25 protein-coding genes and 1 tRNA gene are annotated in these 25,624 nt (G+C 65.1%); 14 read left to right on the top strand and 12 right to left on the bottom strand.

Annotated elements, in window-relative coordinates; all coding sequences use genetic code 11:
- Window positions 1–99: 99 nt before the first annotated feature.
- Window positions 100–176: transfer RNA gene (locus BLV96_RS20465), tRNA-Thr, on the top strand.
- Window positions 177–339: 163 nt separating this feature from the next.
- The gene (locus tag BLV96_RS20470) at window positions 340–1,839 is read left to right on the top strand and encodes a tyrosine-type recombinase/integrase (RefSeq protein WP_086680944.1); all 1,500 of its coding nucleotides are present in this window, start codon (window positions 340–342) and stop codon (window positions 1,837–1,839) included.
- Window positions 1,840–3,119: 1,280 nt separating this feature from the next.
- On the opposite strand, the gene BLV96_RS20475 is transcribed toward BLV96_RS20470, so the two are convergent.
- Entirely contained in the window at window positions 3,120–3,821 is a 702-nt protein-coding gene (locus BLV96_RS20475) for an NUDIX hydrolase (RefSeq protein ID WP_208608283.1), read from the bottom strand.
- 115 nt (window positions 3,822–3,936) lie between these two features.
- Between BLV96_RS20475 and BLV96_RS20480 the strand changes: the two genes are divergently transcribed.
- The 3 genes from BLV96_RS20480 to BLV96_RS51445 are packed head-to-tail and all read left to right on the top strand — an operon-like array spanning window position 3,937 to window position 5,035.
- A complete protein-coding gene (locus BLV96_RS20480; protein WP_244180350.1) occupies window positions 3,937–4,155 on the top strand; it encodes a hypothetical protein in 219 nt (72 codons plus the stop codon).
- The gene (locus BLV96_RS49240; RefSeq protein ID WP_143051001.1) at window positions 4,152–4,457 is read left to right on the top strand and encodes a hypothetical protein; all 306 of its coding nucleotides are present in this window, start codon (window positions 4,152–4,154) and stop codon (window positions 4,455–4,457) included. Before BLV96_RS20480 ends, BLV96_RS49240 begins: the two co-directional genes overlap by 4 nt.
- Entirely contained in the window at window positions 4,454–5,035 is a 582-nt protein-coding gene (locus BLV96_RS51445; protein ID WP_086680938.1) for an ArsR family transcriptional regulator, read from the top strand. Before BLV96_RS49240 ends, BLV96_RS51445 begins: the two co-directional genes overlap by 4 nt.
- A 167-nt stretch (window positions 5,036–5,202) precedes the next feature.
- Here BLV96_RS51445 and BLV96_RS20490 read toward each other — a convergent pair whose 3' ends face one another.
- From BLV96_RS20490 to BLV96_RS20510, 5 genes are read right to left on the bottom strand one after another with little or no spacing between them, the layout of a single operon-like run.
- Window positions 5,203–7,395, bottom strand: coding sequence for an FtsK/SpoIIIE domain-containing protein (locus BLV96_RS20490; RefSeq protein WP_086680935.1), 2,193 nt, complete (start codon window positions 7,393–7,395; stop codon window positions 5,203–5,205).
- Window positions 7,385–8,197, bottom strand: a complete 813-nt coding sequence (locus BLV96_RS20495) for a hypothetical protein (protein WP_086680934.1) — start codon at window positions 8,195–8,197, stop codon at window positions 7,385–7,387. Before BLV96_RS20495 ends, BLV96_RS20490 begins: the two co-directional genes overlap by 11 nt.
- Window positions 8,194–8,526: a hypothetical protein gene (locus BLV96_RS20500; protein ID WP_086680932.1), complete on the bottom strand. Its 333-nt coding sequence runs from the start codon at window positions 8,524–8,526 to the stop codon at window positions 8,194–8,196. Before BLV96_RS20500 ends, BLV96_RS20495 begins: the two co-directional genes overlap by 4 nt.
- A complete protein-coding gene (locus BLV96_RS20505) occupies window positions 8,523–8,867 on the bottom strand; it encodes a WhiB family transcriptional regulator (protein ID WP_086680956.1) in 345 nt (114 codons plus the stop codon). Before BLV96_RS20505 ends, BLV96_RS20500 begins: the two co-directional genes overlap by 4 nt.
- Window positions 8,864–9,139: a helix-turn-helix domain-containing protein gene (locus BLV96_RS20510; protein ID WP_086680930.1), complete on the bottom strand. Its 276-nt coding sequence runs from the start codon at window positions 9,137–9,139 to the stop codon at window positions 8,864–8,866. Before BLV96_RS20510 ends, BLV96_RS20505 begins: the two co-directional genes overlap by 4 nt.
- A gap of 163 nt (window positions 9,140–9,302) precedes the next feature.
- On the opposite strand from BLV96_RS20510, the gene BLV96_RS20515 reads away from it, so the two are divergent.
- The 4 genes from BLV96_RS20515 (at window position 9,303) to BLV96_RS20530 (ending at window position 12,274) form a co-directional block, all read left to right on the top strand.
- Window positions 9,303–9,731 (top strand): transcriptional regulator, encoded by a 429-nt coding sequence (locus tag BLV96_RS20515; protein WP_086680928.1) that lies wholly within the window; start codon window positions 9,303–9,305, stop codon window positions 9,729–9,731.
- A gap of 134 nt (window positions 9,732–9,865) precedes the next feature.
- A complete protein-coding gene (locus BLV96_RS20520) occupies window positions 9,866–10,525 on the top strand; it encodes an NUDIX hydrolase (RefSeq protein ID WP_086680954.1) in 660 nt (219 codons plus the stop codon).
- Window positions 10,522–10,929, top strand: coding sequence for an NUDIX hydrolase (locus BLV96_RS20525; protein ID WP_086680925.1), 408 nt, complete (start codon window positions 10,522–10,524; stop codon window positions 10,927–10,929). The genes BLV96_RS20520 and BLV96_RS20525 overlap by 4 nt, the downstream gene beginning before the upstream one ends.
- Window positions 10,930–11,167: 238 nt before the next feature.
- Window positions 11,168–12,274 (top strand): three-Cys-motif partner protein TcmP, encoded by a 1,107-nt coding sequence (locus BLV96_RS20530; protein WP_158104212.1) that lies wholly within the window; start codon window positions 11,168–11,170, stop codon window positions 12,272–12,274.
- On the opposite strand, the gene BLV96_RS20535 is transcribed toward BLV96_RS20530, so the two are convergent.
- A complete protein-coding gene (locus BLV96_RS20535) occupies window positions 12,271–13,017 on the bottom strand; it encodes a DUF5131 family protein (protein WP_086680921.1) in 747 nt (248 codons plus the stop codon). The two genes, BLV96_RS20530 and BLV96_RS20535, sit on opposite strands and share 4 nt — an antisense overlap.
- A gap of 813 nt (window positions 13,018–13,830) precedes the next feature.
- Between BLV96_RS20535 and BLV96_RS20540 the strand changes: the two genes are divergently transcribed.
- A complete protein-coding gene (locus BLV96_RS20540) occupies window positions 13,831–16,797 on the top strand; it encodes a tetratricopeptide repeat protein (RefSeq protein WP_091389393.1) in 2,967 nt (988 codons plus the stop codon).
- A 233-nt stretch (window positions 16,798–17,030) separates the two neighbouring features.
- On the opposite strand, the gene BLV96_RS20545 is transcribed toward BLV96_RS20540, so the two are convergent.
- Window positions 17,031–17,399 carry a tyrosine-type recombinase/integrase gene (locus tag BLV96_RS20545; protein WP_158104211.1) on the bottom strand — a complete coding sequence of 123 codons (369 nt, stop codon included), beginning with the start codon at window positions 17,397–17,399 and terminating at the stop codon, window positions 17,031–17,033.
- A gap of 119 nt (window positions 17,400–17,518) precedes the next feature.
- Here BLV96_RS20545 and BLV96_RS20550 point away from each other — a divergent pair, with 119 nt between their 5' ends.
- Window positions 17,519–18,733 (top strand): helix-turn-helix domain-containing protein, encoded by a 1,215-nt coding sequence (locus BLV96_RS20550; protein ID WP_086680914.1) that lies wholly within the window; start codon window positions 17,519–17,521, stop codon window positions 18,731–18,733.
- A gap of 142 nt (window positions 18,734–18,875) precedes the next feature.
- Here BLV96_RS20550 and BLV96_RS20555 read toward each other — a convergent pair whose 3' ends face one another.
- From BLV96_RS20555 to BLV96_RS20565, 3 genes are all read right to left on the bottom strand, one after another.
- Window positions 18,876–19,592 carry a hypothetical protein gene (locus tag BLV96_RS20555; RefSeq protein WP_086680912.1) on the bottom strand — a complete coding sequence of 239 codons (717 nt, stop codon included), beginning with the start codon at window positions 19,590–19,592 and terminating at the stop codon, window positions 18,876–18,878.
- The gene (locus BLV96_RS20560) at window positions 19,589–19,777 is read right to left on the bottom strand and encodes a hypothetical protein (RefSeq protein ID WP_086680911.1); all 189 of its coding nucleotides are present in this window, start codon (window positions 19,775–19,777) and stop codon (window positions 19,589–19,591) included. Before BLV96_RS20560 ends, BLV96_RS20555 begins: the two co-directional genes overlap by 4 nt.
- A gap of 309 nt (window positions 19,778–20,086) precedes the next feature.
- Window positions 20,087–21,181 (bottom strand): hypothetical protein, encoded by a 1,095-nt coding sequence (locus BLV96_RS20565; protein WP_143051002.1) that lies wholly within the window; start codon window positions 21,179–21,181, stop codon window positions 20,087–20,089.
- A 610-nt stretch (window positions 21,182–21,791) separates the two neighbouring features.
- Between BLV96_RS20565 and BLV96_RS20570 the strand changes: the two genes are divergently transcribed.
- Complete coding sequence (locus BLV96_RS20570; RefSeq protein WP_086671387.1) at window positions 21,792–23,057, top strand: hypothetical protein; 1,266 nt, start codon at window positions 21,792–21,794, stop codon at window positions 23,055–23,057.
- 78 nt (window positions 23,058–23,135) lie between these two features.
- On the opposite strand, the gene BLV96_RS20575 is transcribed toward BLV96_RS20570, so the two are convergent.
- Window positions 23,136–23,591 carry a GreA/GreB family elongation factor gene (locus BLV96_RS20575; RefSeq protein WP_086671423.1) on the bottom strand — a complete coding sequence of 152 codons (456 nt, stop codon included), beginning with the start codon at window positions 23,589–23,591 and terminating at the stop codon, window positions 23,136–23,138.
- Between the two features lie 123 nt (window positions 23,592–23,714).
- Between BLV96_RS20575 and BLV96_RS20580 the strand changes: the two genes are divergently transcribed.
- Together BLV96_RS20580 and BLV96_RS20585 are read left to right on the top strand one after the other, a co-directional pair.
- Window positions 23,715–24,302 (top strand): TetR/AcrR family transcriptional regulator, encoded by a 588-nt coding sequence (locus BLV96_RS20580; protein WP_086671390.1) that lies wholly within the window; start codon window positions 23,715–23,717, stop codon window positions 24,300–24,302.
- A gap of 106 nt (window positions 24,303–24,408) precedes the next feature.
- Window positions 24,409–25,611 (top strand): M14 family metallopeptidase, encoded by a 1,203-nt coding sequence (locus BLV96_RS20585; RefSeq protein WP_086671426.1) that lies wholly within the window; start codon window positions 24,409–24,411, stop codon window positions 25,609–25,611.
- The last annotated feature ends 13 nt before the right edge of the window (window positions 25,612–25,624 follow it).

Genomic DNA, 25,624 nt, shown 5'->3' on the forward strand with positions numbered 1-25,624 from the left:
GAGACCGACGTCATAGGGCCCTAACGACGGTCCCCCCGGAAAGTGACGCGCAGAGCCTCCGCTACACTTGCTACCGTCGCCAGCGCGAGCCGGAGACATGCCGCCTTAGCTCAGTCGGCCAGAGCGATTCACTCGTAATGAATAGGTCAGGGGTTCGATTCCCCTAGGCGGCTCCACCACTTGACCAGGGACTTTCCGGATTCCGGAGGGTCCCTGGTTGCTTTCTGTGTAGCCATCCGTGTAGCCGCTCAGTCGTATGCTGGCCCTATGACCAGCGCAAACAGCTCTCGGAAGCGCACTCGCGGCGAGATCGTGACGCTCCCCAGCGGGTCACTCAGAGTGAAGGTCTACGCGGGCATCGACCCCGTGACCAAGAAGCGGTACTACCTGGATGAGGTGGTGCCCGCTGGTCCCAAAGCCGCAGCTGAGGCGGAGAAGCTCAGGACCAAGTTCCTCAACCAGGTGGACGAAAAGCGCAGCTCACGGACCCGCGCGACCGTGTCTCAGCTGCTTGACCGGTACTTCGAACTGGTGAAGATCGAAGAAACCACCCGCGAGGGTTACAAATCTCTGGTCCGGAATCACATCCAGCCCCTGCTCGGGGACTCCGCGCTCGGCAAGCTGGACGGCGAGATCCTGGATTCGTTCTACAAGCAACTCGGAACGTGCCGCGCTCACTGCCGGGGCCGCAGCTTCGTTGAGCACCGCACGGACCGGCCGCACGAGTGCGACAACCGGTGCGGGCCGCACAAGTGCAAGCCGCTGGCCGACAGCTCGATCCGCAAGATCCAGGCGATCTTGACCGGCGCTGGCAAGCGCGCGGTCCGCTGGGGCTGGATCGGCGTCAACCCGTTCGACCTCGCCGAGCCGCTTCCGGTGCCCCGGCCCGACCCGAAGCCGCCGACTGTGGAGCAGGCCGCTCGGATCGCGACGGAGGCATGGCGAGAACTCGACTGGGGAATGCTCGTCTGGCTCGCGTTCATCACGGGCGCGCGGCGGGGCGAGCTGTGCGCGCTTGCGTGGGATCGGCTCGACTTCTCGACCCGCGTCCTGACAATCCGGAGCAGCATCGCCCAGTCAGGCGGCAAGACGTGGGAGAAGGCCACGAAGACGCATCAGCAGCGCCGCATCTCGCTCGACGAGCGCACCGTGGCCCTGCTGCGCTCGTACCGCGAACACTGCGCAGAGCGCGCCGGGCTGAAGACGCTGAAGCCCGAGGCCCGGATCTTCTCGCTCGCACCGGACGGCAGTACATGGCTCAAGCCCGACTCGGTGAGCCAGCGCTACGCCCGGATGTGCGCCCGCCTCGGCTGGGACATGAACATCCACCAGCTCAGGCACTACTCGGCAACCGAGCTGATCGCGGCCGGCACGGACATCCGAACGGTCGCCGGACGGCTGGGCCACGGTGGCGGCGGCTCGACGACGTTGAAGGTCTACAGCGCGTGGGTTGCAGAAGCCGACGACCGCGCATCCGGCACCCTCGCCGGGCGACTGCCTGATCTGCCGGTCGTGCTCAGTGCGGAAGGCAAGCTCGTACCGGCCACGCCGGATGTCGCGCCCGAGGACGAGAGCCCGTACAAGCGCATCGCGAAGGATCTCCAGGGGGCGATCGTGGCTGGTGTGCTCGCGCCCGGCCACCAGCTCCCGACGGTCGTAGACCTGGCGAAGCGGTACGAGGTGTCGTTTGGGACGGCTCAGCGCGCCATAGCGCAGCTGAGGGCCGCCGGGCTGGTGAGCGTGAGCCGAGGCAAGCGCGCAGTGGTCGTTGACCCGGCATCTGCCGGTGAGGTGGAGCCCGCGAAAGTCATCGGCTTGCGCGAGCATCGCGAAAAGTAGGGTTCGATTTGAGCCCCCCGGAGGGCCCGCTTCGGCGGAGTGGGGGCGCTAGGTCGAAACGGGCCCATCTACGGGGGTGGACGGCGTTGGCGTCGCGAGCCGCGAAGCAGTTCGAGTAGCCGGATTGCATGTTTGCGACCCGGCTCGTCTGCTCGCAAGGACCAGACGATCACGATCAACTGCGTCACGTACCGAACGACCAGTGCCGTCCCTGCAACCCCACCAACTTGAACAATTTCACTGGTCATCGACGTGATTCCCTTGCTCCCGCGGATTGCCGACCCGGAGGTCTGACCTGACGCGCCAGGCGCATCGAGGCACCTTTCCTGTGCCTCGGGGCGCCCGAGCCCCCTTCTCAGGGAACCCTTGAGAGCTGAAGTTGTTCGGTGTGAAGTTGTAGGCCCTACCAGCATGTCCCGACTTGGGGCGCGGCGCAAGCAGACCATGGTCTTTGCGTGCCGTGAGCGCTCCTCCGCCGGGAGAAGGGCGGCCTGGATCGATTTCGTGCTCGCACTTGCGACCGAACGCTTCGTGAGCCGGAGCAGTGTTGGTCTTGTTCGGGGCCTGACACGTGTTGCCCGCCATGCCGGTGCGCAAGGTGCGCCGCGCAGAGGGCAGGTTGGATACCATGGGGCCGCTCCTACGCGGGCAATGAGGCGCTCGGACCCCCGTCATGGCCTAGGAAACCAGGGGGACCGAGCGCTTTCTAATGCGAGTTGGTCGACGTACGTTAGCCCACTGCGGCCGCACTGGTCACGTGACACCCCCTTTCTCGGCGCGTCGCGTCAGGTGCAGGAAGGGGTGGGAAGAGAAACGAAGAGCTCGTGCGACTCTTTGTGACTCTTTTGGATCATGGTCTCGGTGTGTGGTTATGTGCTTCTATGTGCTGACCAGGGCGCATGCTGACGCATGGCGACGCATGGCGCCGCATGTCGATGTTTGGCGAGTACTGGTGCACAGTACTTGGTGCAAAATGGTGCAAAATGGTGCAGGGGAGTGCTGAATATGGCTGAACAATCGCCTCTGGTAATTCCTGGAGTAACCTAGTATTTTCTGGTTTGGAGGTTCCGTAGGACTTCGCGAAGTGGCTTGTAAACCACCGGGTCGCGACCTTCGCTCAACGTTGGCCTGGAGTGTCATATCGCTCGATCTTGCGATCGGAGCCCGCCTCGGCCTGCGTTGCCGCCGGCGGGCCTCCGCAGTTTGTCGACGGCATCCAGGACGGGCTCGCCGACTTCGTGCTTGCGAAGGCCTTCTGCTTCGCGGTCGACGCGAACTCGCTAGGCCGTTGGCGTGGGAAGAATGTCGAGGGCGCGCAAGACTGGCCCGTAGATCTGATCTGCGGGTACGAACCGAGTCAGGTCGGCGCGCTCCACCCAGATTGCCGCGACGTTCTCCACGACGTCGACGTTGCGCGCCTCACCTGCCACGTAGTCGCACAGGACGTACTCGCACAGCACGCCGGTCGTCGGGTGTAGGCGAGTGCCGAGCTTGCGCGTCACGATGCAATGGACGTCGGTTTCGGCCAGGGTCTCCCGCACGGCGATCACGGCCGGGCGACCGCCTGGTTTGACGACGCCAGCGGGAAACTGCCAGTCGAGGCCGTTCGCGTCCTCGGCTCGGCGGCAGACGATGAGCACTTCTGAGCCCCGGACGACCACGGCAATCGCGACGCGTAGCGGCTGGAGCGCGGTCGCGGTCAGCCGGTCGAGCGGCGCTAGCAGTTCATCGATGCTCAGCCCGAAAATGTGTTCCAAGAGGCGAGCCGTGGCCGGGCGGACGGCGCCCAGCGGCCGACCGTCCGGATGGGCGCCAGCGACGAGGCGGCTGAGGTGTCGAACGCTGAGCGTGCCGGGCTCGTCGTGCTCGCGAGCGAACGTCTCGGCGAACTCGGCGAACTCCTCGAAGGTCTGGCGCCGTTCCCGGATCAGCTGTTCGAGCAACGTCCGGGATGCCGGCTGTTCCCCGTCCAAGTCCCGCATCTTCGCTCCCGGGTCGTCCTCATGGCTTCCGCAAGTCGTGTCCCTGTCCTGGCCTGCTGACCAGCTCAAACTGAGACTCATTTCATTCTTACATGAAGGTCAATATTGACCCTAGGTGAAGGTGAAGGGCTCGGGAGCGATGGGGCTGAACGACGGGAAACGCCTGACGTACTGGTGCGGCGGATCGCAGTTCGACACAAGTGGGAACCGGCTTAACGAGATAGATCTGGACGTGCCGTCGCCGAGGTCGATGGCGGACATGACTGAGCAGGACTGGACCGAGGCCGAAGCAGCCTTGAGTGCCTTCGACGCTGAGCACAGGCCGAGCTGGTGACTGTGGTCGCCGAGCGTCCGGTCCGGCGGCTTGGCCGCGTCGTCTCGCGGGCCGAGGCATACGAATGGCGTTGGTTCATCGATGGCCTTCACTGCTACCGGCTGGACCAGCTCGCCGACTATGACGTCTACCTGCTCACGCCGTGGTGCGAGGAAGGGCAGCGGTTCCCGCTGCGGCACGACCGGGACAGCGTCGGGCGCGGACGCGTCCCGTCACCGAACTGGGCAGCCGCGTGCCGAAAGTGCGGCCATCGGCAGCGATCGGCCAACATGGAGGCTCGGCGAGCGGCGGACGGCCGATGAACGCGCGTCTGCTCCTCGGTCGTTCGTTGCCCGGCGCGGTCGGCGAATCCAGCAGGGTGGTGCACCTGTTCGAAGTGCTGCTCGATGACGGCGCACCGGAGCAGTTGACCGCGCTCTGCGGCTCTTCTTTCGGTCGCGGAGAGCTTGAGCGGCTCGACCGTCTACAGGGGATGCCCTGTGAGCCATGCCTACGTCGCGCTCCCGGCCAGGAACCGACCTCCGTGGTGGTGGAGCGGGGCCGGCCGATTCCGATCGCCAACTCCAGCATGGATCTTGAACCGCTGTTGCTCGCACCGACTCGTCTGTACATCGTGACGTTGCTGTCCGAGCGCCAGTGGTGCACGTGCGGCTTCATCATCACCGCTCTGGACATCGCTTCGCCGAACCTTTCAAGGCAGCTGGCCAAGCTGCGCAAAGCAGGGATCGTGCAGACGCGGACGCGCGGGCGAGAACTTCAGGCGTGCCTGACGCGCGAAGGCAGCAGGCGGCTCGTCAACCATCTGAAGGCGCTGCAAGCCGTGGTGTCTCGCGCCGGCAGGCTGGCCGCGATAGGAGCCGGCCAGCGCGACGAAGTGTGACGCCGGGCTGGCGACGTCTCGGAACCCGGCCCATGACCACCTGGCAGGACGAAGTAAGACGGGTCTCGCTGTGCCCGTCTCACCCGTCACCAGCCATGTTTCCGCAGGCCAATTACGGCTGATACCCGTCACGCCGCTTGAGACGGCGTGACGGGTACCGAGACGGGTTACGGGTCGTCCTCCCCGCCCCCGGGATCTAGCTTGCCCACAGCCACGGCGTCGACAGCAGCCCGAACGTCGGCCGTCGAGTAGCCGCGTACTTGCTTCGTCCGGCCGTCCTCGCCGGGCACCCGGAACCGCTCAGGACGGCATCCGTAGTCGCCCATTTGCCTCCCGAACGCCGTCGGCTCGACGTCGAGCGACTCGACCAGCTCGGCGGTCGGCACGAAGTCCCGGCCACCCTCTTCGAGGTCGTCGCCGAGGTACTCGACGACTGCCGCGAGCGGTTCGGGCAGCTCGACTCGTTCAGCCGCCACCGTCGCCGCTTCCGTGCGGCTCGACCCGATGGCGCGTGCCACAGCTGCGTGGTCGAGCGTAGGGCGGGAGTCCTGCCCGGCGGCGTGCCCGGAGAGCGTCCCCGCCGCTTCCCGTAGGGCCCGGCCCTGCTGACAGATGGTCTGCCAATCTTCGTTCGGCATGTAGTAGGTCCGGACGGTCATCGCGAGGACGTCGGCCCCGGCGGCGGTGTCGCCGTCCGGGCGGAGGATGCCGACGCCCTTGTGGGACGGCAGCAGTCGAGACGAGTCGAAGCCGCGAGTGTTCATCTGCTCGCCGAGCACGATGTTGGAGTCGCGCCAGTCCATCACCCGCAACGCGAACCGAGAGCCGAGCACCGCTCGCAGTCCGGACGGGATGGTCTTCGAGTCCGGCCGCTGCGTCGCGACGACGAGCACGATGCCGGCCGCCGGTCCCTTCTTGGCCAGCCACGTCAGCAACTTGCCGACGTACTCGCCCGCAGTGAGCTTCTTCCCTTGCACCGTCACCGGCGTCCGGTCTTCCAACGGCACCTGTACTTCGTCGATGAACACGGCCGTGATCGGCATGTTCAGGGTTCCGTCCCGGGACATGTCCGGGGTCACCTTGGATTCGGGACACGTCAGGTCGTCCAGATCTCGCATGCGGCGGAACCGGCCCTGGACCTCGCCGACCAACTCCACGAGCCAATCGACCAAGGCCAGGACGTGTTCGGTTTCGTCGCCGGACATGAACCGGTGCGCGACCTGGCCGGCGGCGTCCCAGTCCTTCCCAGCCTTGAAGTCCGCCACGTACAGCCGGACCCAGGCGTCCAGGATCAGCCCGGCCGCCGCGAGCCGGGCGGCGAACGTCTTCCCTTGGCGAGGGATAGCCCCGACCAGCAGCGAGGTCCACACCAACGGCAGGTCGATCCGCCGGTCCCGGGCGTCGCGACCGAACGGCACTGGCCGCCACGCATCCCACCGAGAGACCCCGAGCAACGGCGTCCGCAGGGCTGGTGACGCGTAGGGGTCCTCATCCGCGACCCACATCGCTACTCGCCCTGCATGCCCGCCGTTGCCACGGACGCGCTCGACGATGAGTTGCACCTCATCGACCGCCAGCGCCGACGCCAGCGCGTCCCGATTCTTGACCACGTCGGCAGCCTTGCGGGTTGCGGGCAAGTCGACCGTGACCGCCCAACCGTCGCCGATCCGCGTGGCCCGCTCGACCAGCCGCAACGACTCGTCCTTGCCGATCAGCTTCGCGTCCCGGAACGCGTCCACCAGGACCTGCGGGTCCATCGTCCACGTCAGCGTCCGCGGGCCCGCCAACGCGGGCTTGCGGCCCGGACTGCCGTCTTTCCGCCGCCCGAGAACCGCCAGCGCCGCCGACACTGTGGCCCCGGCGATCCACAGAGGATCGGCCCCGTAAACGAGATCGACCACCGCGACTGCCAGCGCGGCAGCGGCGAGCACAGCGCCGGTGACCTTCCAGCGGAACAGCGTCAGTTCCCGGATCTCCGTGAACTTGTCGGCCAGCTTCTCGGACTCCTCCGCCGCCGTCCGGTAGTCGGCAACTCGAACCCAACGCCGCCACCACCGGACGCCGACCACCGCTCCGCGCACCACCGCGCCGAGGTAGCGCCACGGCGACCGGAGCACCGCCGCGACCGCGTCCTTGGCAGCCTGCGTTGCCTGCGGCTTGCTCTTGAGCCATAGCGGCACCCTTGGCGAGTGCAGCCACCATCGTCGGAACCGGTGGCGCGCTGTCCGGCGACGCGGTTGCGGCAACGTGTCGTCGATCAGTTCGCCGTCCAGCACCGGTCCCACGTGCTCGACCTCGCCGGGCTCACTCCGAGAGGAGACCGTTGCACCGTTCACGGAGACGCCGTTGTCAGCGTTCATGACTGGCCTCCCCGGTGCCGAGTTCCGCCGCAAGGGCGGCAGCAAGCCGAGGTGACAGCCCACGCGAGCAGCCCGTCACCTGGCGAACCCACGCCGGCGTGACGGCCGTGCCAGCCGACCAGGCAGTCCGGGCGTCGGCGAGATAGTCGGCGAACAACTTGCGCCGACCTGTCGTCTGGCGAGTCCTCTGCTGGCTGGCGGGCGTCGACTGATGAACCTCCGGTTCGGCGTGGTCGACGGCCACCGTGAACGCCACATTCACAGCTTCGGTGAGCTTGTCGCGGAGATCCGTGATTGCCTCCGTTGCGGCGAACACGATCAGGGGCGGCACCGAGTGCAGCACGACCCCGGCTAGCGAACCGGCCGCGAACGACGCCCAGGTGTTCATGACGTAGGTGGCGCCTAGTGCCAGCCACTTCGCCACGCGAACCCACCGGCCCGTGTGGACCTGGTACCGCGCGGTCACCTGCTCCGCCCGCAGGATCGCCAGCAGAACCAACGACACCGTGGGATCGAGCAGCCAAGCTGCCAGCCACGGCAGCGACCACGGGTCCGAGCCGGCAGCAGCGAACCACTGAACGTTGGCCATGGTGAACGCCAAGCCGAGCACGATCCCGGACCAGCAGAGTCTGTCCACCTGAGACCTGACGCGCTCGACCTGCAGGGCGATCACGTCGGGATGGTCCTTCCAGCGACGCACAGCCGCCGCGTCGGCCGCGTCAGCGGCAAGCCTCTGCGCACTGGCCGGGGCAGGTGGCCGCCCAGCGGCGGCCACCCCTTCCAACCCTCGGAGTTTCGTCATCGCCGACCACCGCCGTGACGCCTGGTGGTGTCCATCGACGTGACTGTCAGGGCCCGGGTGAGTACGTGGGCGGCGATCAGGTCCGGCACGCCGAGCACCACGAGCAGCAGCGTCGGATTGCCAGGATGCGTGATCACCAGCCACTGAATCCCCGTGAACGCGGCACCTGTGAACAGGACACGTCCGGCCAGCGACACGACCCGTGCGGATGCGCGGGCCGCGTCGGCGGCACGGTGTGCCTTGCGCGCACCGAATCGCGAGACCGCGAACAAGACGAGCAGGGCACCGAGCCCGGCGAGCATCTGAGCCGGAGTCAGGTTGACGGTCATCGCTGCTCACCCCGCCCACGACCGGCCCGGCGTTCGCGCCAGGCCTGGTAGACGGCCCGCCGGTCGGACTCGGGCAGCGCACCCCAGACTCCAACGGTGTTGGCGCCGGCGGATCGCAGTTCGAGTTCGAGGCACTCGCTCATTACCGGGCACCCGGCACACAACCGAGCGGCCAGTTCGCGGTCGGGGTTGTCTTCGCCGGTCAATGTGGGCATCTCCGAGCGGTCGAACGCCCAGAAGCACAGGCCGTCTCGGGTCACCACCTCGGCGAGCACGCCTTCCGGCACGATGGCGTACCGATCGAGGTAGGCAGCGATCTCCTTGAAGTTGTCTTGGCTCACCACGACGCACCTCCCGTCGCCTGGTGGGCCTCGCGCTCCATCCGGCGCTTGGCGATCAAGTCGGCAAGGTCGACACAGCCGCCCGACGCCGTGACCTCGGCAATCAGTTCGTTGAGGGCGGCAGCAGGCACGACGTAGCGAGTGCGGATGCGGACTGCGGGGAAGGCGTCGTCCCGGATGGCGCGGTACAGCGTCACCGGGTTGACGCGCAGGATGCGCGCCACTTCCCCGACTGTGTAGAACGTCGGTCCGACGTTCGGATTGGTATCCATGAGAGAACCCTTTGATCGAAGTGCTATTTAATGCTTGAATTCGGGATGATTTAATCCCGCGAAGGCATAGAAGGCCCGAATGCGTCCGCATGAGAGCGGAGAGTGGGACGCGGAATCGCGCGTCGCGCTAGTCTCGCCTTCGAGGCGGAGCGCGGAGGGATACGTGTCGGAAGACTGGGCGGCAGTCGCAAGAGCAATCAATCAGCGCTTGGCCGAGCTCGATCTCAGCCAGCGCGAGCTCATTGCGCGCTCGCAGGTCTCCAAGGCGACAGTTCGCGAAATTCAGCACAACACGGCTCAGCGACGCCGGAGCGATCGCACGCTTGAAGCGCTGTCCCTCGCGCTCGACCTGCACGCCGGGCACTTGGCCGCGGTCCTGGCCGGCCGACGGCCGCCTGAGCTGGGCGAGCCGGTGCTCAGAGGTGACGATGACATCCCGGGCCGGCTGGCCGTGATCGAACACCAGCTGCGCGAGATCACCGACCGGCTCAACCAATTGAGCGACGTGAACGAGCGGCTCGACGAGATAAACGCTAACGTCGAAACGATGCTCAAGCACGTTTCCAACGACCGTGAAATGCGCCGCCGCTGAGGAGTTCGGATGACTGGTTTCCATGCCTCTCAGTCAACGCCGAACACTCGTCTCGAACGATGCACAACCACTGCAGGTCCACTGCACAAGCAGTGCATCAACGGTGCACTTTGTGAGTTCCGGGGGTGCTGCCCGTGGAGTTCGTGAACACGTGGACCGGTCAAACCGCGTGTGCGCTCCAAGCCGCATTCCGCATGAGCAATGAGGCGTTCGCGGAGCATCTCGGCGTAGCCGTCCGCACGGTCGCGTCCTGGCATGCGAAGTCCGGCGTCACGCCGCGCGCGGAGATACAGGATGCTCTCGACACCGCGTTGAGCCGGGCGCCGGACCTGGTCAAGGCGCGCTTCGCGCAGTACTTCGAGGCGGCGAACAGCTCGGCCGACACGGACGCGGCGAGCGCGCAGGCTCTCCGCGTCGCGGTGGCTGTCGTCGTGAATGACGCCGATGTCCTGGTCGTCTGCCGACGCGGAGAAGACGGGGCAGGGATCTCGTGGCAGTTCCCGGCCGGCATGGTCAAGCCCGGGGCTTCACCCGAGACGGTGGCCGTGCGGGAGACACTCGGTGAGACGGGTGTCCACTGTGCTGTCCTGCGCAAGCTCGGCAGCCGACTGCATCCGGTCACTCACGTTTTCTGCGAGTACGTTCTTTGTGAGTACCTGACAGGGGATGCGCAGAACATGGATGTGGTCGAGAATGTCAGCGTCGTCTGGATCGACAAGTCGAAATTGACGCGATTCATCCCGGCCCAGCAGATTTTTCCACCGATACTGGAAGCCTTGGAGGTCCCGGAGTGAGCTCGGACGAGGTGCGGCCCCCGATCGCGGCCGCCGTCATCGTGCAGGACGGCAAGGTTCTGCTCGTCAAGCGCCGCGTGAAGGAAGGCAGCTTGTCGTGGCAGTTCCCGGCCGGCGAAGTCGAGCCCGGAGAGACGGGCAGCCAGGCAGCGGTCCGTGAGACGCAGGAAGAGACCGGGCTGACGGTGACCGAGGTCAAGGTGCTCGGTGAGCGCGTCCACCCGAACACGGGTCGCACTATGATTTACGTGGCGTGTGACGTAGTTGAGGGTGCCGCCAGCGTCGTCGACGACGACGAACTTGTCGAGGTCGCGTGGTCGGGACGTGAAAATCTGACGGAGTACGTTCCGTACCCGTTTTATGTGCCCGTTCAAGCTTATCTTGACGCTGCGCTGTCGTCGTGACTTTCAGTGACTCGTCGCAGACTCTATTCGTCAGTAGACGTTGTAAGTCGCTATCCATCTGCGCAGATGCGGTGCCACCCAAAGAAATGCTGGGGTCATCATTCCGCCAGTGGGGTGATCTCTGCTTGCGAGCCTAGCGTGCCTGCTCCAAGGCGCCTAAAGTCGTCGGTCTGTTATGGACGGGGCGGGGTGCTCGGCTGTCGCAGGACTAGATTCGCTCGATAGAGGGGAGCGTGGAATGGCTGCCGATGATGATCCTGGCAAGTGGGATTGTCCCCCGCATACAAAAGCGAAGCACGACATGCTGGGTCGCTACCTCGACGGTTGGTTCCCGATTCTAGCATCCTGGAGTGGTCGGGTCGTATTTCTGGACGGTTTTGCCGGTCGTGGTCGATATAACGACGGCTCTGAAGGGTCACCGCTAGTTGCACTCAGGCATCTATTAGATCATCGAAGCTTTCCAGTGATGCGCGATCGTGAATTTGTATTCCTGTTTGTTGAAGCCAACGACGCCAACGCCGAGTCGCTTCAGCAAGAGATCGATAAGTTCAAGTCGGAGCGTGCGCCGTGGCCTAAGAATGTAAAAGTAAGCGTCGTTAACGACAAATTCGACGTGACGGCGACGGCGATGATTGACTATCTGCGCGAGCAGAAGAAGAATCTAGCGCCTACTTTTGCGTTCGTTGATCCGTTCGGATACAGCGGTCTGCCGATGGATCTTCTGGCGAACTTGCTCGATCACCCGCACACTGAGGTATTTGTGAACTTTATGGTCGGCCACGTGCAACGTTTTATCGAGCGTGACGGCCAAGAGAACGCGATGCGCAGCCTGTTTGGTATCGACGTGAGAGAGGTTCTTGACGGGTACGATGGTCAGGGTGACCGTGTCGAATATCTTCGCGCCGTCTACGAGCGACAGTTGCAGGAAAAGGCAAAGTTCGACTACGTCCAGTCATTTGCGATGATCAATAGCACTGGAAATATCGGATACTACCTATTGCATGGGACTAAGCATCGCGCGGGCGTCAAGGTGATGAAGAGTGCCATGTGGAAGGTCGATCCAGGCGGCGGGTTCACCTTCTCGGATCGACTTGCGGGTAAGGACGTGCTCTTCACGCCAGAACCTAACTTGCAGCCTCTTCGAGAAGACTTGCTTTCTAGCTTCGCTGGAGCCAAGGGTGTTTCGGTCGATTACATAGAGTGGCATGCAATTCTGCGAACTCCTTATCGGGAGACGCATGTCCGCCCAGTTCTTCGCCTTTTAGAGAAAGAAAAAATCATTACCGTGAACCGCCCTCCGGGGAAGAAGCAGTTTACGGACGGTGTGACGATCGACTTCCCCTAGATGGTCGCCCTTGATGGCATTTCATCCCAGGTCTTACCGTCTAAGTGGCGACCACCGGTCTTTGGGGTTCTTCCGCCCCACTGCTTGAAGAAGAATGCGACATTGTCGCTTCTGCACATATCGCGTAGGTCGGAGACCCATTTGGGGTCCATCGGTCGAGCATTTATCCCACTTTCTCCGCCTGCTATGACCCAATCAATATCGTTGAGCTCAAGGTTATTTACGGGGCCAAGTAGGGGCTCGCAGGATAAAAACCGAACGGCGGCCGGCACTGAGCGGAGATCATTGACGCGATCGGACACGTCTGCGCTCTCGACCGAGACCCCCATCCAGACGTTTTCGGGCCAAGGTAGTTCGGGTGCGATTTTCCGTAGGCGTCGCGCTCGTTTTGTGAGTATTTGGTAGGTATGTTGCGGGGTGCGTGACATTACGTCGAATACCTGTTTAATGAACTCGACAGGTACTCTGGCGTGAAATAGGTCGCTCATTGAATTGACGAATACTAGACGAGGTTTTCGCCATGTTAGCGGGAGTTGGAGCGCGTCGGGATGACAGCTGACTCCGAACCCAGGGCCGCTCGTGCGCGGGTCTCCGTCGAGCTGATAGCGCGGCTGCCCCATGGCCTTAAGGCGCTTCGCCATCGCCATGGCATAGCAGTTATCGCAGCCTCGCGAGACGCGGTCACAGCCAGTGGTTGGGTTCCAGGTCGCCTCGGTCCACTCGATGGCTGAACTGTCCGCCATGGCTTGCTCCCTTCTGCACGCGTGCCAGCATACCTCACATATTCGAACTTATGTTCGATATGGCTGCCGACTTTGTCGGCGCGCAGGTGGCCACGCGAAAGTAGTGCATCGCGTGGAGGGTGTAGCGCTAGCATCGGGGGCCGGCTCGCCGACACGCTTGGGTGCAAGCTTGGACTTGCACCTGGACGGCCTCCAGGCTCACGCTCTGCGCAGGCGCTCGATCGATAGTTCGGTCACGGTGTCTCCGCTTTTGCTTCGTCCGCATGTAGCCAGTCGTGTTGCGAACTGGGGCAGGTCGAGGACTTTCGAGCGCATGTAGCCATGTGGGTCGCACGCAAAGTGCCTGATGGAAGACATGGTGAGCAACATCACAGACACTCGTAATGAATAGGTCAGGGGTTCGATTCCCCTAGGCGGCTCCGCAGGTCAGGCCCCATCCGAGAGTCCTCGGGTGGGGCCTGTTCCGTGCGGTGGGTGACATAGTGAGTGACATAGATGCCTGGTCGGTGGGTGGAGGATGTTCCGACCGTTCACCCGTTTCGGGTAAATCCGGTCAGTCGCCGGTCGCTCGGATCCGCCGGAGCAACCGCGGAGGTACCAGTACCTCGAACTCGACTGGGGGGTAGGCGCGCCACCTGGACGCACGGAGGCGTCTTGTGCGTAGCGTCGCCACTACGCAGCGTTGGTATCAGAACTGCAGTCGCGCGCGACTGTAAGGGTGGCGAGCAATGACCGAGCGGAGGCGCGGGTGAGGTGCAAGGAACTGAAGTGAGGTCTCGCCGGTGGCCGCGAGTCGCAGCGGTGTTCGGAGTTGTGGCGGCGGCGATCTGGGCGGTGGGAACGTTCGGTCTTCCGGGCTGGCTGCTGGCCGATCAGCATCCGGTACGCAACGTTCTAGAGGGGCTGAGTTGGCCCGCGGGAATCGTGGCTACTTTGGCCCTGGGCGCGCCCGGGTTGTGGCGATGGATGCGCGGCCGATCAGCTAACTTACAACCTACATTGGCCGAACGGGCCCCAAGTCCCTTGGTGGGGCGAGCGCTGCACCTGGTCGATGGTGAGCTGCCGCCGGTGTCGGCGGTCGGCTTGCTTGATCTGCGGGTGAAGCCTGCGATCGACACCCACGCTGAGGACGGCTCCGATCTGCCCCCTTATGTCGCCCGGGACATCGATGAGGACTTGGAATGGGCTATCCACGCCGGAGGGATCGTGCTGCTGCACGGCCCAGCCGCGGTGGGGAAATCCCGGGCCGCGGCCGAGGCACTGCGCCGGCTGCGACCCAACCACAAGTTGCTCGTTCCGAACGGCGGCCCTGCACTGCGGGAAATCGCCGACGCCGGCGTGGACTTGTCGGAGACGGTGATCTGGCTCGACGACCTGGAACGCTACCTTGGCGCCGAGGGCCTTGACGTCGGGCTGCTGCAGCGGCTATGCCCGCCCGGGGGTACTGGGATTGCGATGGTCGCAACGATGCGCGATGAGCAACTAGCCCTCCACGCCCACGCCGCTACTCGCTCAATCGCTGACACCAGTACAGGTATCGATCAGGCTGCGGTAGAGGTCCTCGCCGGGGTCCGCGGACGCCGGCGAATCAGAGTTGCCGCGGCGCTCACCGACACCGAGCGAACCCGCGCTGCGCAGGTCGGTGAACGTGACGCCCGGGTCAGACGCGCCGTAGCGGCGCGCGAAGGATTCGCTGAGTACCTGGCTGCTGGAGCTGCGATGATGGACCGCTGGAGTACTGGCGAATCACCTGAGTTCGTCCGTGGCCAAGCCCTAATCAGCGCAGCCGTCGACTGCCGTCGCGCTGGACACCACGATCCTGTGCCCGTCGCGCTCCTGGCCGACCTGCACACCGAATTTCTGCCGTCCGTCTGGCGGGACCGTGCTGACCTGCCCTCGCTTGACGTTGGGTTGCACTGGGCGACCCGGCGGGTCCTCGGCGCCAGTTCCTGTCTGCAACCGACCTCTGACCAGCATTACCTTGCTTCCGACTACCTGCTCGACCGCGCCCAGCAAGCCCACGCGGACTCAACCGCACCACTCACTGGTCCCGTGAGAGACAGAACCTGGTCCGTCCTCACTGCCGCGCTCACCCCTACGCAAAACTTCCGCATAGGCGCTAGCGCCTATTTCGCCAGCCGTTATGACATCGCCGAGCAGGCTTTTATCTCCGGTGCGACCTCCGATCCAAAAGCGCTTTTTTACCTCGGAATCGTGCTTGACCAGCAGCCCGGACGTGAGGCTGAGGCTGAGCAGGTCTTCCGCGACGCTATCGCCGCAGGCGACACCAGGGCCCTGAACAACCTGGGTATTCTGCTCGCCGGGCAGGCTGGTCGTGAGGCTGAGGCCGAGGAGGCCCTGCGCGACGCTGTTGCCTCAGGTGACTCCAAGGCTCCGTTCAACCTGGGAACTTGGTTAAGTAAGCAGCCGGGGCGTGAGGCTGAGGCTGAGGCGGTTCTGCGTGGTGCTTTCGCTGAGGGTACCAATAAGGCTTTAACCAATCTCGGTATTTTGCTCGGCGGCCAGGTGGGGCGTGAGGCTGAGGCTGAGGGGGTCTTGCGTGATGCTGTCGCCGCTGGTGAGGCTAAGGCTTTGTTCAATCTAGGAACTTTGCTAAGTAAGTGGCCCGGGCGCGAGGCTGAGGCCGAGGACGTTTTTCGCGAGGTCGTCGCCGCAGGTAACACCGGAGCTCTTAACAATCTAGGAGTTCTGCTCGCCGGCCAGGTGGGGCGTGAGGCTGAGGCTGAGAAGGTCTTGCGTGATGCTGTTGCATCAGGTGAGACCAAGGCTTTGTTCAACCTGGGTCTGCTGCTAAGTAAGCGGCCCGGGCATGAGGCTGAGGCTGAGGAGGTCTTGCGTGATGCTGTTACGTCAGGTGAGACCAAGGCTTTGTTCAACCTGGGTCTGCTGCTAAGTAAGCAGCCCAGGCGTGAGGCTGAGGTTGAGCATGTCTTTCGCGAGGCTGTCGCCGTTGGCGACACCAGGGCCCTGAACAACCTGGGTGTTCTGCTCGCTGAGCAGTCGGGACGTGAGGCTGAGGCTGAGGAGATCTTTCGGGAGGCTGTGGCTGCTGGTGACACCAGGTCCCTGAGCAACCTCGGTGTCCTGCTCGCTGAGCAGTCAGGGCGTGAGGCTGAGGCTGAGCATGTCTTTCGCGAGGCTGTCGCCGCAGGTAACACCAGGGTCCTGGACGACCTGGGTGTTCTGCTCGGCGGGCAGGCAGGTCGTGAGGTTGAAGCTGAGGAGTTTTTCCGCGAGGCCGTCGCCGCAGGTAATACCGACGCTCTGTTCAACCTGGGTGTCCTGCTCGGCGGGCAGACAGGTCGAAAGTCTGAGGCTGAGGAGTTTTTCCGCGAGGCCGTCGCCGCAGGCGACACCAACGCCTTGAATTACCTGGGTCTTCTGCTCGCTGAGCAGTCGGGACGTGAGGCTGAAGCTGAGAAATTTTTCCGCGAGGCTGCCGCCGCTGGTAGCAGCAGAGCTCTGGCCAATCTGGGTCTTCTGCTCGCCCAGGAGCCAGGGCGTGAGCCTGAGGCCGAACTCGCCTATCGCGACGCTATCGACGCAGGTCATACGGACGCGCTGAATAACCTTGGTGTTCTGCTTGCCGGGCAGGCAGGTCGTGAGGTGGAGGCTGAGGAGTTTTTCCGCGAGGCCGTCGCCGCAGGTAATACCGACGCTCTGTCGAACCTTAGGCTTTTGCTCGGTGAGCAACCGGGGAGTGAAGCTGAGACTGAGGATTTTCGCGCGATGCCGCACCCAGATGTACCGACACTCTGAGCAAGCTGCGGTCTCTGCTCGGCGGGTAAATGAAGCCAAATAAGTCGGTAGCGTAACGAGTCAGGGTTGATCAAATTCGATTGGGGCTTCTTGCCTGTTGCTGCACAAGTGAGTCGCGTCAACCGCGGCGCCTTAGAACTCTCCGGCGTCGTAGTGCTGTGGCTTGGCGTAGTGCGTACGAGCCAGGCTCCCGCCCGAGCTAACGGGCGGGAGCCTGGCTCGTGTCGTAATGGCTAAGGCGCTTGGTCGGCTGACGGCGAACGTTCTGCAGTTTCACTCGTTCCGGGAAAGAGCCGGTCCATCGCGATGGCACCCGACTCGACTACCGGCCGGATCTGCTTCCGGTAGACCAGCTCCGTCACGGCGGTGCTGCTGTGCCCGACCAGCCGCGAGATCTCCTCGATCGGCATTCCGCCGTCCGATAGGATCGAGACGAAGCTGTGCCGTAGCTCCCGGGGCGTCCACTCCGCCGAGTTGAGCCCGGCCGCCTTGATCACCCGGCGGAAGTCTCGTCGGACGTTGTTGACGTCCCGTTCGGTGCCGACGTTGGTTGCGAACACGAGTGCCTGGTCGTGCCAGTCGTCGCCGGCGGTAGCTTTCAATGCCTGCTGTGATGGCGGTTGCCCTCGACGCCGCGCGCGCCGGTGAGCTGCTGATATGTGAGGACGGCAGGCGCATAGCGCAGTAGTCTGGTTACTGCGTGCACACAGCCGGAGGACGGATGACCGCTCACAACCCGCTCGCCGAGAACCTGACGCGCATCCGCAAAGCCCGCGACTTCTCTCAAGAGGGCCTCGCCGAGGCCGCCTCGGTCGGCGTCGACACCGTGGCGCGTATCGAGCAGGGCACTCGGACGACCAGCCGCCCCGCTACCCTCCGCAAGCTCGCGGCCGCGCTCGGCGTCCCGGTCGATGCGCTGCTCGGCACGATGCCGGCGCCGCACTCCCGCGATGTCGACGTGGCTCCGCTCCGTCGGGCGATCACCGCGGATGCGTCCATTCCCGGTCTTGAGGACCTGGCCGACACCCGCGAGCTGCTGCCGCTCCCAGAACTCACAGCCAGCGCGCACGCTGCTTGGAGGGCGTACGTCGATGGGCGCCATGCCGAGCTGCTGCACGCGCTGCCGGTCGTCCTTGCCGACGCTCGTCGGGGCGTCCGCGACACCCGCGACGAGGAGCGCGCCGGCGCGCACCGCGTCTTGTCGACCGCGTACCGGCTCGGCGCCGGCATCGCGGGCCGACTCGGCTTCGACGACTTGGCATACACCGCCGCGGCGCGGGCGATCGAGGCCGCGGCCGAGTCGGACACTCCGGAGGTCGAGGCGGCAATTTCGCTGCGCTACCTGGCGTGGACGCTAGTTCGTCAAGGCCGCGATGAGGACGCAGAGCGCGTCGCTACGCAGGCCGCGGCCGCGATCGAACCGCGGATGCTCGACCGCGACCCGGTGCGCGCTGGTGTGTTCGGCAACCTGCTGTTCAACGCGGCAACCGCAGCGCTGCGTACTGGGAGTGCCGGCCGAGCTCAGGACCTTCTCGCCGCTGCTCACGCACCTGCGATCCGGTCACGAGGAGACACGGCTTCGGAGGCCGCGATCTTCGGTCCGCGCGTCGCCGCGCTGCAGAACGTCGAGCTTGCGGCGAGGTCAGGCGACCCCGAACAGGCCCTCCGTCTGGCGGCCGCCGTACCTGACACCACGGGCGATGTTCCAGCGTTCTGGGAAGCTGGCCATCGTCTGCTCCTGGCGGCGGCAGCTGCTGACCTTCGCCACGACCGAGACGCGCTGGCCTGGCTCGCCGAGGCGCGCGATTTGGCCCCTGATTGGGTGCGCTATCAGCCACTCGGCAAGACCACGATGCGTCGTCTGGTCGATCGAGCTACACGGCGTCGTGGGTCGGAGTTCGCTGCGCTCGCCACCCACTACGGCGTGGTCGAATAGGGATCTATGGTGCCGGAACTACGGGAACGGCCTCAATCGACGCGGAACCGTACGATCGAGTCCCCCGGCGCCGCATACGCAGCTGCGCTGCATTCGTGACGCGACGCAGCCACGCTCAGAGGCCACCGACAAGGTGTTGACGCTAGCGGCAACGTAAGGCTTCGAGATTGGTGGCAGTGTGGCCGCTATCGGGAGGTGTTACTGAATAGCCAAGTTTGGCCAACACTTCTGCTGCGTCCTCAGGTGAGTCGCGCACGATTGCACGTGTCTGTAGGCGTCGCCAGCTTTCGCGGCCATCCTCGATTCGGTCTTGCCATGCTGGGTTGCGGTCAAATTTGAACTCCGTCAGTAGCAAGTCCAAGAAATCTTCTAGGCATGGGCGATATCTGACGCCGCCGACGGGCAGGTGTACCTGTGAAAGCAAGCCGACGTGATCGGGGTTGCACCGGGCAAGTAGCACCGAGGTGGCTCCGCGTTCACCGTTCACGTTCCAGTGGGCAGCAGGCACGGTGTGGGCTTTGTTGTCGAAATCCAGCCGAAAGAGGGGTGGCCCCTCTTTCGGGCGAGCGGAAGTCAGTTGAAACTTTGACTTCCGAACAGCTAGGAACCCTCGACTGCGGTCGAGGGCGCACAAGTACGAAAGGTGGAGATCTGCGACATGATCCCCACCTTTCGTAAGCCAGACTGCGCCGACCTTTTGCAGGGTTCCTGGTCGGATGGCATAGCTGTCCTCGTGTTCGATTACCTTGAGTTTTCGAACTTCCTGGTCTTCTGCTTCCGACATCGGCAGGACCGCGTCGAGCAGATCTTGTATCTGCTGCGCGAACTTGACGCTTTCCTCGTGGAGGTCAGCTGTCACTCGTCCTCGCCAAGCAAGAAGGCAATCTCCTTGAGTCGTTCCAGTGCTGCGCGCTCGTCGCTCGTCGCCAGCTCGCCGGTCACTCGGCTGCGCAAGTCATCCTCGGTGATCCGAAGGTCGCGAAGCAGCTGCTCGCGATCCCTGCGCAGCTGATCGGTCGACACCTTGATCACTTCAACGGTCATCGCTGCCCCCTCCCGGCTCGTCGAACTCCTGCTGACATCATGTGCGGAACCACTGACAGAAACGTACCGCTGTCGTGTCGAACTACCCCTCCGTGGCGAGATGTTATCTTTTCGTTACTGTCCGACGTCCTTGACGGTGGCGGGCGCCGGTTGGGCTCTGATCCTCTGGAGGACCTGGTACGAAGTACGGGGTCCCTGCGAAGTCAAGCGTCGTTCTCACAGGTCGGCGCTCGCTGGCGCCTGCCGACCTACCTAACAATCGCCCCATGGCGTCGGATGTCTCGGTGGACGTCCACCGGGTCAACCGGTCTACATCAAGCCGGGTTCGTCCTCCTCAGAGGGCGCCCAGCCTCCGGCGGTGTCGAAGTTGGCTTCGACTGCGGCATGGAGGGCTTCGAGCCATGGGGTGCGCTGGCGCCAACGCAGGCGTTCGTCGCGCAGTGCCGCATAGATGCCGATGTGGTGGCGGCCGAAGTCCATCCAGCGGGTTGCGAATTTCGGTGCCTCTCGGTGGACGGTGCCGGAGAGCCAATCGACGAGGCGTGGATTGGCTTGGTCGGTGACGGTGAGGTCGGCGAAGCCGAGTTCGGCACGGACTTCCTCGACATGGTCGAGCTGGAGGCGTTCGCTGGGCAGGACGTACTGGTCGTGGGTTTCGAAGATCAGGAAGCCGAGATCCTTCGCGAGCTGGCGGGCGCGGTAGTGAGCTTTTCGACAGATGAGGATGGGCAGCACCGGGTACCGGGGGTGGGAGTTGGCGAGGCCGGCGGCTTTGTGTAGCAGCTGGTAGCTCTCCCAGTGGTTGGGGTAGAGGGTGTGCCGGACGTTCTTGACCTCGATCGGTACAAGGTAGGGGTCGCCAGGCATCTGGGTGCGCGGGTCCATTGTCAGCAGCCAGGCGGCGTTGTCGAGCGGCCCGCCGGGGACGGGCTGTTCGTAGATGGTGGCGACTTCACCGCGTGTGGGCTGCAGGACCCGGTAGCCGTAGGCGGCGGAGGTGAGCAGGGACTGGTGGACGACGGCCTCGCCGCCGGCGCCGATGAGGTTCGGCATGTGCTGGGTGCCGCGGGACCAGCTTTTCCAGCGGGCGATCAGCAGCCGCTTCCGCGCGGCCGCGTCGGAGATCCGGCGTGCCATGCCGCGCTGGACCGGGCTCAGGTGGAAGACGGCGACGTCGCCACCACCGCGGGTGGTGGCGACAAGTTCGTCGACGAGGCCCTCGGCTAGCAGTTCCTTGCGGGCGATGGTGAGTAGGTGCGGGTCGATCGGGTTGTGTCGGTCCTTCCACGAGCGATCGCAGATCCGTGCCTCGAGCTCGACCAGCGGCGCCGCGTGCTGCTCCGCGAGCAGGTCGAGGATCGCTGCGCGGCCGAGCGCGACCCAATCGCCGCGGGAGAGCCTCACCATCGGCGGTTTGCGGTTTCACTACGCGAGGCACCCATATATAGGTATCGGGTCCCCTCCACCGTGCGGCTTGCTCTTCTGGTCAGGAGTCGATGATAGGCAGCATGGCTTGCCCTGTCCGGTGCATTGCTCTGACCTGGCATTTTGAGTATGTCGCGATGCCTCTGAGGTGTGTAGAGGCCCGTGGCTGCCGATTGCAACGATCTGCCGGAGCGGAAGCGAGCTTGCCCGAGGGGGTAGATGCCGTGTGGTGTCACGCGTGGAGCGGGTGCATCCGCGATCCAGCCTCGTCGGCGCTTGCTGAGTGACGAAGCGAGTGACAATCAGGGTGGCAAGCGACGGATGTCCACGGACACTTGGGGATACTGAACGTGCAGGTCAAAGCCCTGTCGTTGAGGTCAACAAGTGACGAATTCCGCTCGTAATGAATAGGTCAGGGGTTCGATTCCCCTAGGCGGCTCCGCAGGTCAGGCCCCATCCGAGAGTCTTCGGGTGGGGCCTGACTCGTCTGGCGGGTGACTAAGTGGGTGGCCGCCGCCGACGAGAAAGTTCCGCAGGTTCAGCCGTTGGGTGGAACAGCAGGCCCGGTGCTCGATGGTCGACTCGCCTCATGTGGCTGCGGGGCGTCGAATGGGTTGCGGAGAAGGTCGCTTCGGCGCGGGAGTCGTGGCGGGCGGGCTGGCTTGGGTTCACCTTCACCGAGACCAGGTCGATCACCGAGGAGCAGGTTCGCGGCCGGGACTCGGTCGTCGAGGCCTTCGCGCGACGCGGTCATCGACCCGACGTCATCGCGGGCGAACACCGGGCCGTGTACCGGACCTTGGCACGGCAGGAGCTGTCGACCAGCCGCTTCCAGTTCGCGGGCTTCATCGCGGGGCTCGTCGTGTTGTTCGCGTTCTGGGTGGGTGTCGGCGAGTACTTCGGCAACCACTCCAACGCGGCCGTGATGATCTTCGCGGGTATGGGTGGCTATGTGCTCGTTGCCGCGCCGATGATGGTGGTCGCCTGGCTGCTGTCGCGCCTGCCGTCGCTCCAGCTTGTCTTCGTGGGCTTGTACTTGGTCGCGGTGACGGTCGCGGCCGGCCTGATCGTCTACGGCGAATTCGCCGGAACAGGGCCGGTGCGTGCGCTTGTCGGCGCCGGCGCCATCCCCGGCGCGCTGGCTTTCGCGGTGGTCGAAGGCGTCCTCACCACCGGGCTTTTGGTGGCCGCCGTGGTCCTCGGCTGGCCGGTCGCCCTGTACGCGCAACGTTATCGGCTGTTGGCGTTTCCCCGCTCGCAGAGCCTGCGCCTGCTGTTCCAGTCCATCGCGATGTCGGCGGCGGACGAGCCGTTCCTGCACCCGGACAACCGGCGGGAGCTCGTCCGGCAGATGGCGAAGCTGGCGGTGATCCTCAAGGTGGCGCTGTGGAAGTCCGTGCGGCCGTCGAACCGGCTGGCGCGTTCGGTCCTGAAGCACCGGTGCGCACTCGCCGCGCAGACGGTCGAGGTGCTAGGGGTCTGGGTCACCCTGCCCGCGAAGACGACCCGCGCCGACTACCAGGAGCGGATGTGCGCGCTCGCGGAGACGCTGATGTCCGGTCGGCTGGACGAGCTCCCGGTCGAGCCCCTCCGCGGCGCCATCAGCTTGCAGACCCGGCTCACCCTGCTGCTCGGCTTCCTGCGGACGGTTCTCATCGGAGTCTTGCCGCTCGGCGCCTTTTACGCGCTCGACCTGTTCGGCGTCTCCCCGCCGAAGGACGTCGCCGGGCCCGTGTGGACGATTCTCTGGGCCTGGCTCCTGGTCGCGTTGCTCAGCGCGCTGGGCGAACTGGGCACCGGACGGACGTTGTTCGACCGCACGCTCGAGCTCTTTTCGCGGATCGCCAAGAAGTGAGACCACCCGGTCGGGGCACCTCAAGACGAGCGAAGGCCCCCAGCTTGTGGCTGAGGGCCTTCGGATGAGCAGGGGGACTTACTTCGGGGCCGTCACCTTGACCACGGTGGACTTCGCTTCGCCGCGGGGGGTTCGGTAGGTGATCTCGTCGCCCGCCTTCGCGCCGACCAGGGCCAAACCCAGCGGGCTGTCCGAGGTGATCGCGTCCGCGTCTTCGCCGGGGACCGTCACCACCTGGAACGTCTCTTCGTCGCCGTCCGAGAACCTGAGGGTCACCACCGTGCCGTCGGGGAGCTGGGAGTTGCCGTAGCCGCCGTGCTCCATCTTCGCCGCGAGGTCCGCGATCTGGCGGTCGAGCCTTGCCGCCGCCTCCGCGCGGTCGATCACGTCCGCCTGGTCCGCCGCGTCGCCGGTGCGCTCCTGCTCGCCGGGTTGCGGCGCGAGAGCGGCCCGTTGCGCGCGCAGGTTCGCGATTTCCTTCTCCAGCTGGCTGCGCGCTGCCGAGCTGAGCCCCTTGTCCCCTGAGATCACCATGCCGCGCATTGTCCGCTGCGCGGACCGGGGTGGCCAATCCGGTTTTTCACCCGGAGGTCATCCACGGGACGTCTGCCCTAGGATTCGGGGCTGCCGTCCAGTCAGAAGGTAACGAGAATCACCGTGAGCGCAGTCCCCGGTCGCAGCGACCGGCTCTCCCCGAACCAGCTGGCCAAGCAGGAGCAGATCGTCGAGGCCGCGCGGATCGTCCTCGCCCGCGACGGGCTCGCCGGGTGCACCGTCCGGGCCATCGCCGACGCCGGCCCGCTCACCAAGAGCGCGATCCACTACTACTTCGCCGACATCGACGTCCTCATCGACCGCGCGATGGCCGCGCACATCACCGCCTTCGCCGCGGGGCTGCGCGAGGTCGCCGAGAAGCACACCGACCCGCGCAAGCGCCTCTTCGCCGTCCTCGAGGAGTACCTGAGCGTCTTCGCCGCCAACCCCAACGCGGCGTTCCTCTGGTTCGAGTACTGGATCGCCGCCGGCCGCGCGCAGCACCCGCAGGCCATCGACGCCATGCTCACGTCGCTCACCGAGCTGCTGGCCGAGCTCCTCGCGCCGCTGGACGTCGACGACCCGCGCGCCCGGGCCCGCGCGCTCCTGTCGTACCTGCTCGGCACGGTCGTCCAGCAGCGGGTGCGCCCTCGGCCGTTTGCCGCGCTGCGCGGCGACATCGAGGCGCTCTGCTTCGCCAACTACGGCTAGCAACGCCCTTTAGATCCGTAGACGTACGGATTGCGCGGTACGTCCGGCTCCGGCCAGGGTCGAGAGACCCCCGAGAGCAGGAGACGCTATGCGCCCACGAACGTGCCTGGCGGCGGCCGCGGCCGCCCTCTTGATGCTCACCACCGGCGGCGTGGCCGGTGCCCAGCCCGCGGGCCCCCAGGTCTACGAGGTGACCGGCACCGGCACGGCCCAGCAACGCACCGAAGTCGCCCGGACCGGCGCCGACATCCTCGACAGCACGAACGGCACGACGACCGTCATCGCCAACCCGGGCGAAGCCGCCCAGCTGCGCGCGCTCGGCTTCGGCGTCAAGGCGCTCGGCGCGGTCAACCGGCCGCGGACCGCGGCGACCGTCGAAGACTTCCCGGCCGGCTACACCGGCTATCACACCTACGCCGAAACGCAGACCGAGCTGCAGAAAGCCGTCGCGAACTACCCGTCGCTGACGAAGCTGGGCAGCGCCGGGACGTCGTACGAGGGCCGCGCGCTTTCGCTGATCAAGATCTCCGACAACGCCGCGACCGACGAGAACGAGCCCGAGGTGCTCTTCACCTGCAACCAGCACGCGCGCGAGCACCTCACGACCGAGATGTGCCTGCACATCGTGCAGCAGCTGACCAGCGGGTACGCCACGAACAGCGCGATCAAGCGGCTCGTCGACAGCACCGAGATCTGGGTCGTCCCGAGCGTCAACCCGGACGGCTCCGAGTACGACATCTCCGGCGGCACGTTCCACAGCTGGCGCAAGAACCGCCAGGGCCCCGGCACCGACACCAACCGCAACTGGGGCTACAAGTGGGGCTGCTGCGGCGGCTCGTCGGGCTCGACGTCCAGCGAGACCTACCGCGGCACGGCGGCTTTCTCCGCGCCCGAGACCCGCGCCGTCTCGAACTGGGTGAACTCCCGCGTGGTCGGCGGCGTCCAGCAGATCAAGACGCACATCGACTTCCACACCTACTCCGAGCTGGTGCTCTGGCCGTTCGGCTACACCTACGACCGGACCGCGCCCGGGCTCACCGCGGCCGAGGCGACGAAGTTCGAGAACCTCGGCCGGCAGATGGCCGCGACCAACGGCTACACGCCGGAACAGTCCAGTGACCTCTACATCACCGACGGCAGCGTCAACGACTGGATGTGGGCGACGCACAAGATCTGGAGCTTCACCTTCGAGATGTACCCGAAGGGCGGCAGCCCCGGCTTCTACCCGCGGGACACCCAGATCGTGCCGCAGACCACGCGCAACGACCAGGCCGTCGACATCCTGATCAACGCGGCTATCACCGGCTGAGCGCAGGGGGGCG

It is taken from the genome of Amycolatopsis pretoriensis (genome assembly GCF_900107925.1).
GTDB classification, from domain to species: Bacteria; Actinomycetota; Actinomycetes; order Mycobacteriales; family Pseudonocardiaceae; genus Amycolatopsis; species Amycolatopsis pretoriensis.

Bases quoted from the DNA above. Each gene is read 5' to 3' on its own strand.
- BLV96_RS20475 (WP_208608283.1), bottom strand. From the start codon at position 3,821: ATGCGGGACTTGGACGGGGAACAGCCGGCATCCCGGACGTTGCTCGAA.
- BLV96_RS51445 (WP_086680938.1), top strand. From the start codon at position 4,454: ATGAACGCGCGTCTGCTCCTCGGTCGTTCGTTGCCCGGCGCGGTCGGC.
- BLV96_RS20490 (WP_086680935.1), bottom strand. From the start codon at position 7,395: ATGAACGCTGACAACGGCGTCTCCGTGAACGGTGCAACGGTCTCCTCT.
- BLV96_RS20495 (WP_086680934.1), bottom strand. From the start codon at position 8,197: ATGACGAAACTCCGAGGGTTGGAAGGGGTGGCCGCCGCTGGGCGGCCA.
- BLV96_RS20500 (WP_086680932.1), bottom strand. From the start codon at position 8,526: ATGACCGTCAACCTGACTCCGGCTCAGATGCTCGCCGGGCTCGGTGCC.
- BLV96_RS20510 (WP_086680930.1), bottom strand. From the start codon at position 9,139: ATGGATACCAATCCGAACGTCGGACCGACGTTCTACACAGTCGGGGAA.
- BLV96_RS20530 (WP_158104212.1), top strand. From the start codon at position 11,168: ATGGCTGCCGATGATGATCCTGGCAAGTGGGATTGTCCCCCGCATACA.
- BLV96_RS20535 (WP_086680921.1), bottom strand. From the start codon at position 13,017: ATGGCGGACAGTTCAGCCATCGAGTGGACCGAGGCGACCTGGAACCCA.
- BLV96_RS20550 (WP_086680914.1), top strand. From the start codon at position 17,519: ATGACCGCTCACAACCCGCTCGCCGAGAACCTGACGCGCATCCGCAAA.
- BLV96_RS20560 (WP_086680911.1), bottom strand. From the start codon at position 19,777: ATGACCGTTGAAGTGATCAAGGTGTCGACCGATCAGCTGCGCAGGGAT.
- BLV96_RS20570 (WP_086671387.1), top strand. From the start codon at position 21,792: ATGTGGCTGCGGGGCGTCGAATGGGTTGCGGAGAAGGTCGCTTCGGCG.
- BLV96_RS20575 (WP_086671423.1), bottom strand. From the start codon at position 23,591: ATGGTGATCTCAGGGGACAAGGGGCTCAGCTCGGCAGCGCGCAGCCAG.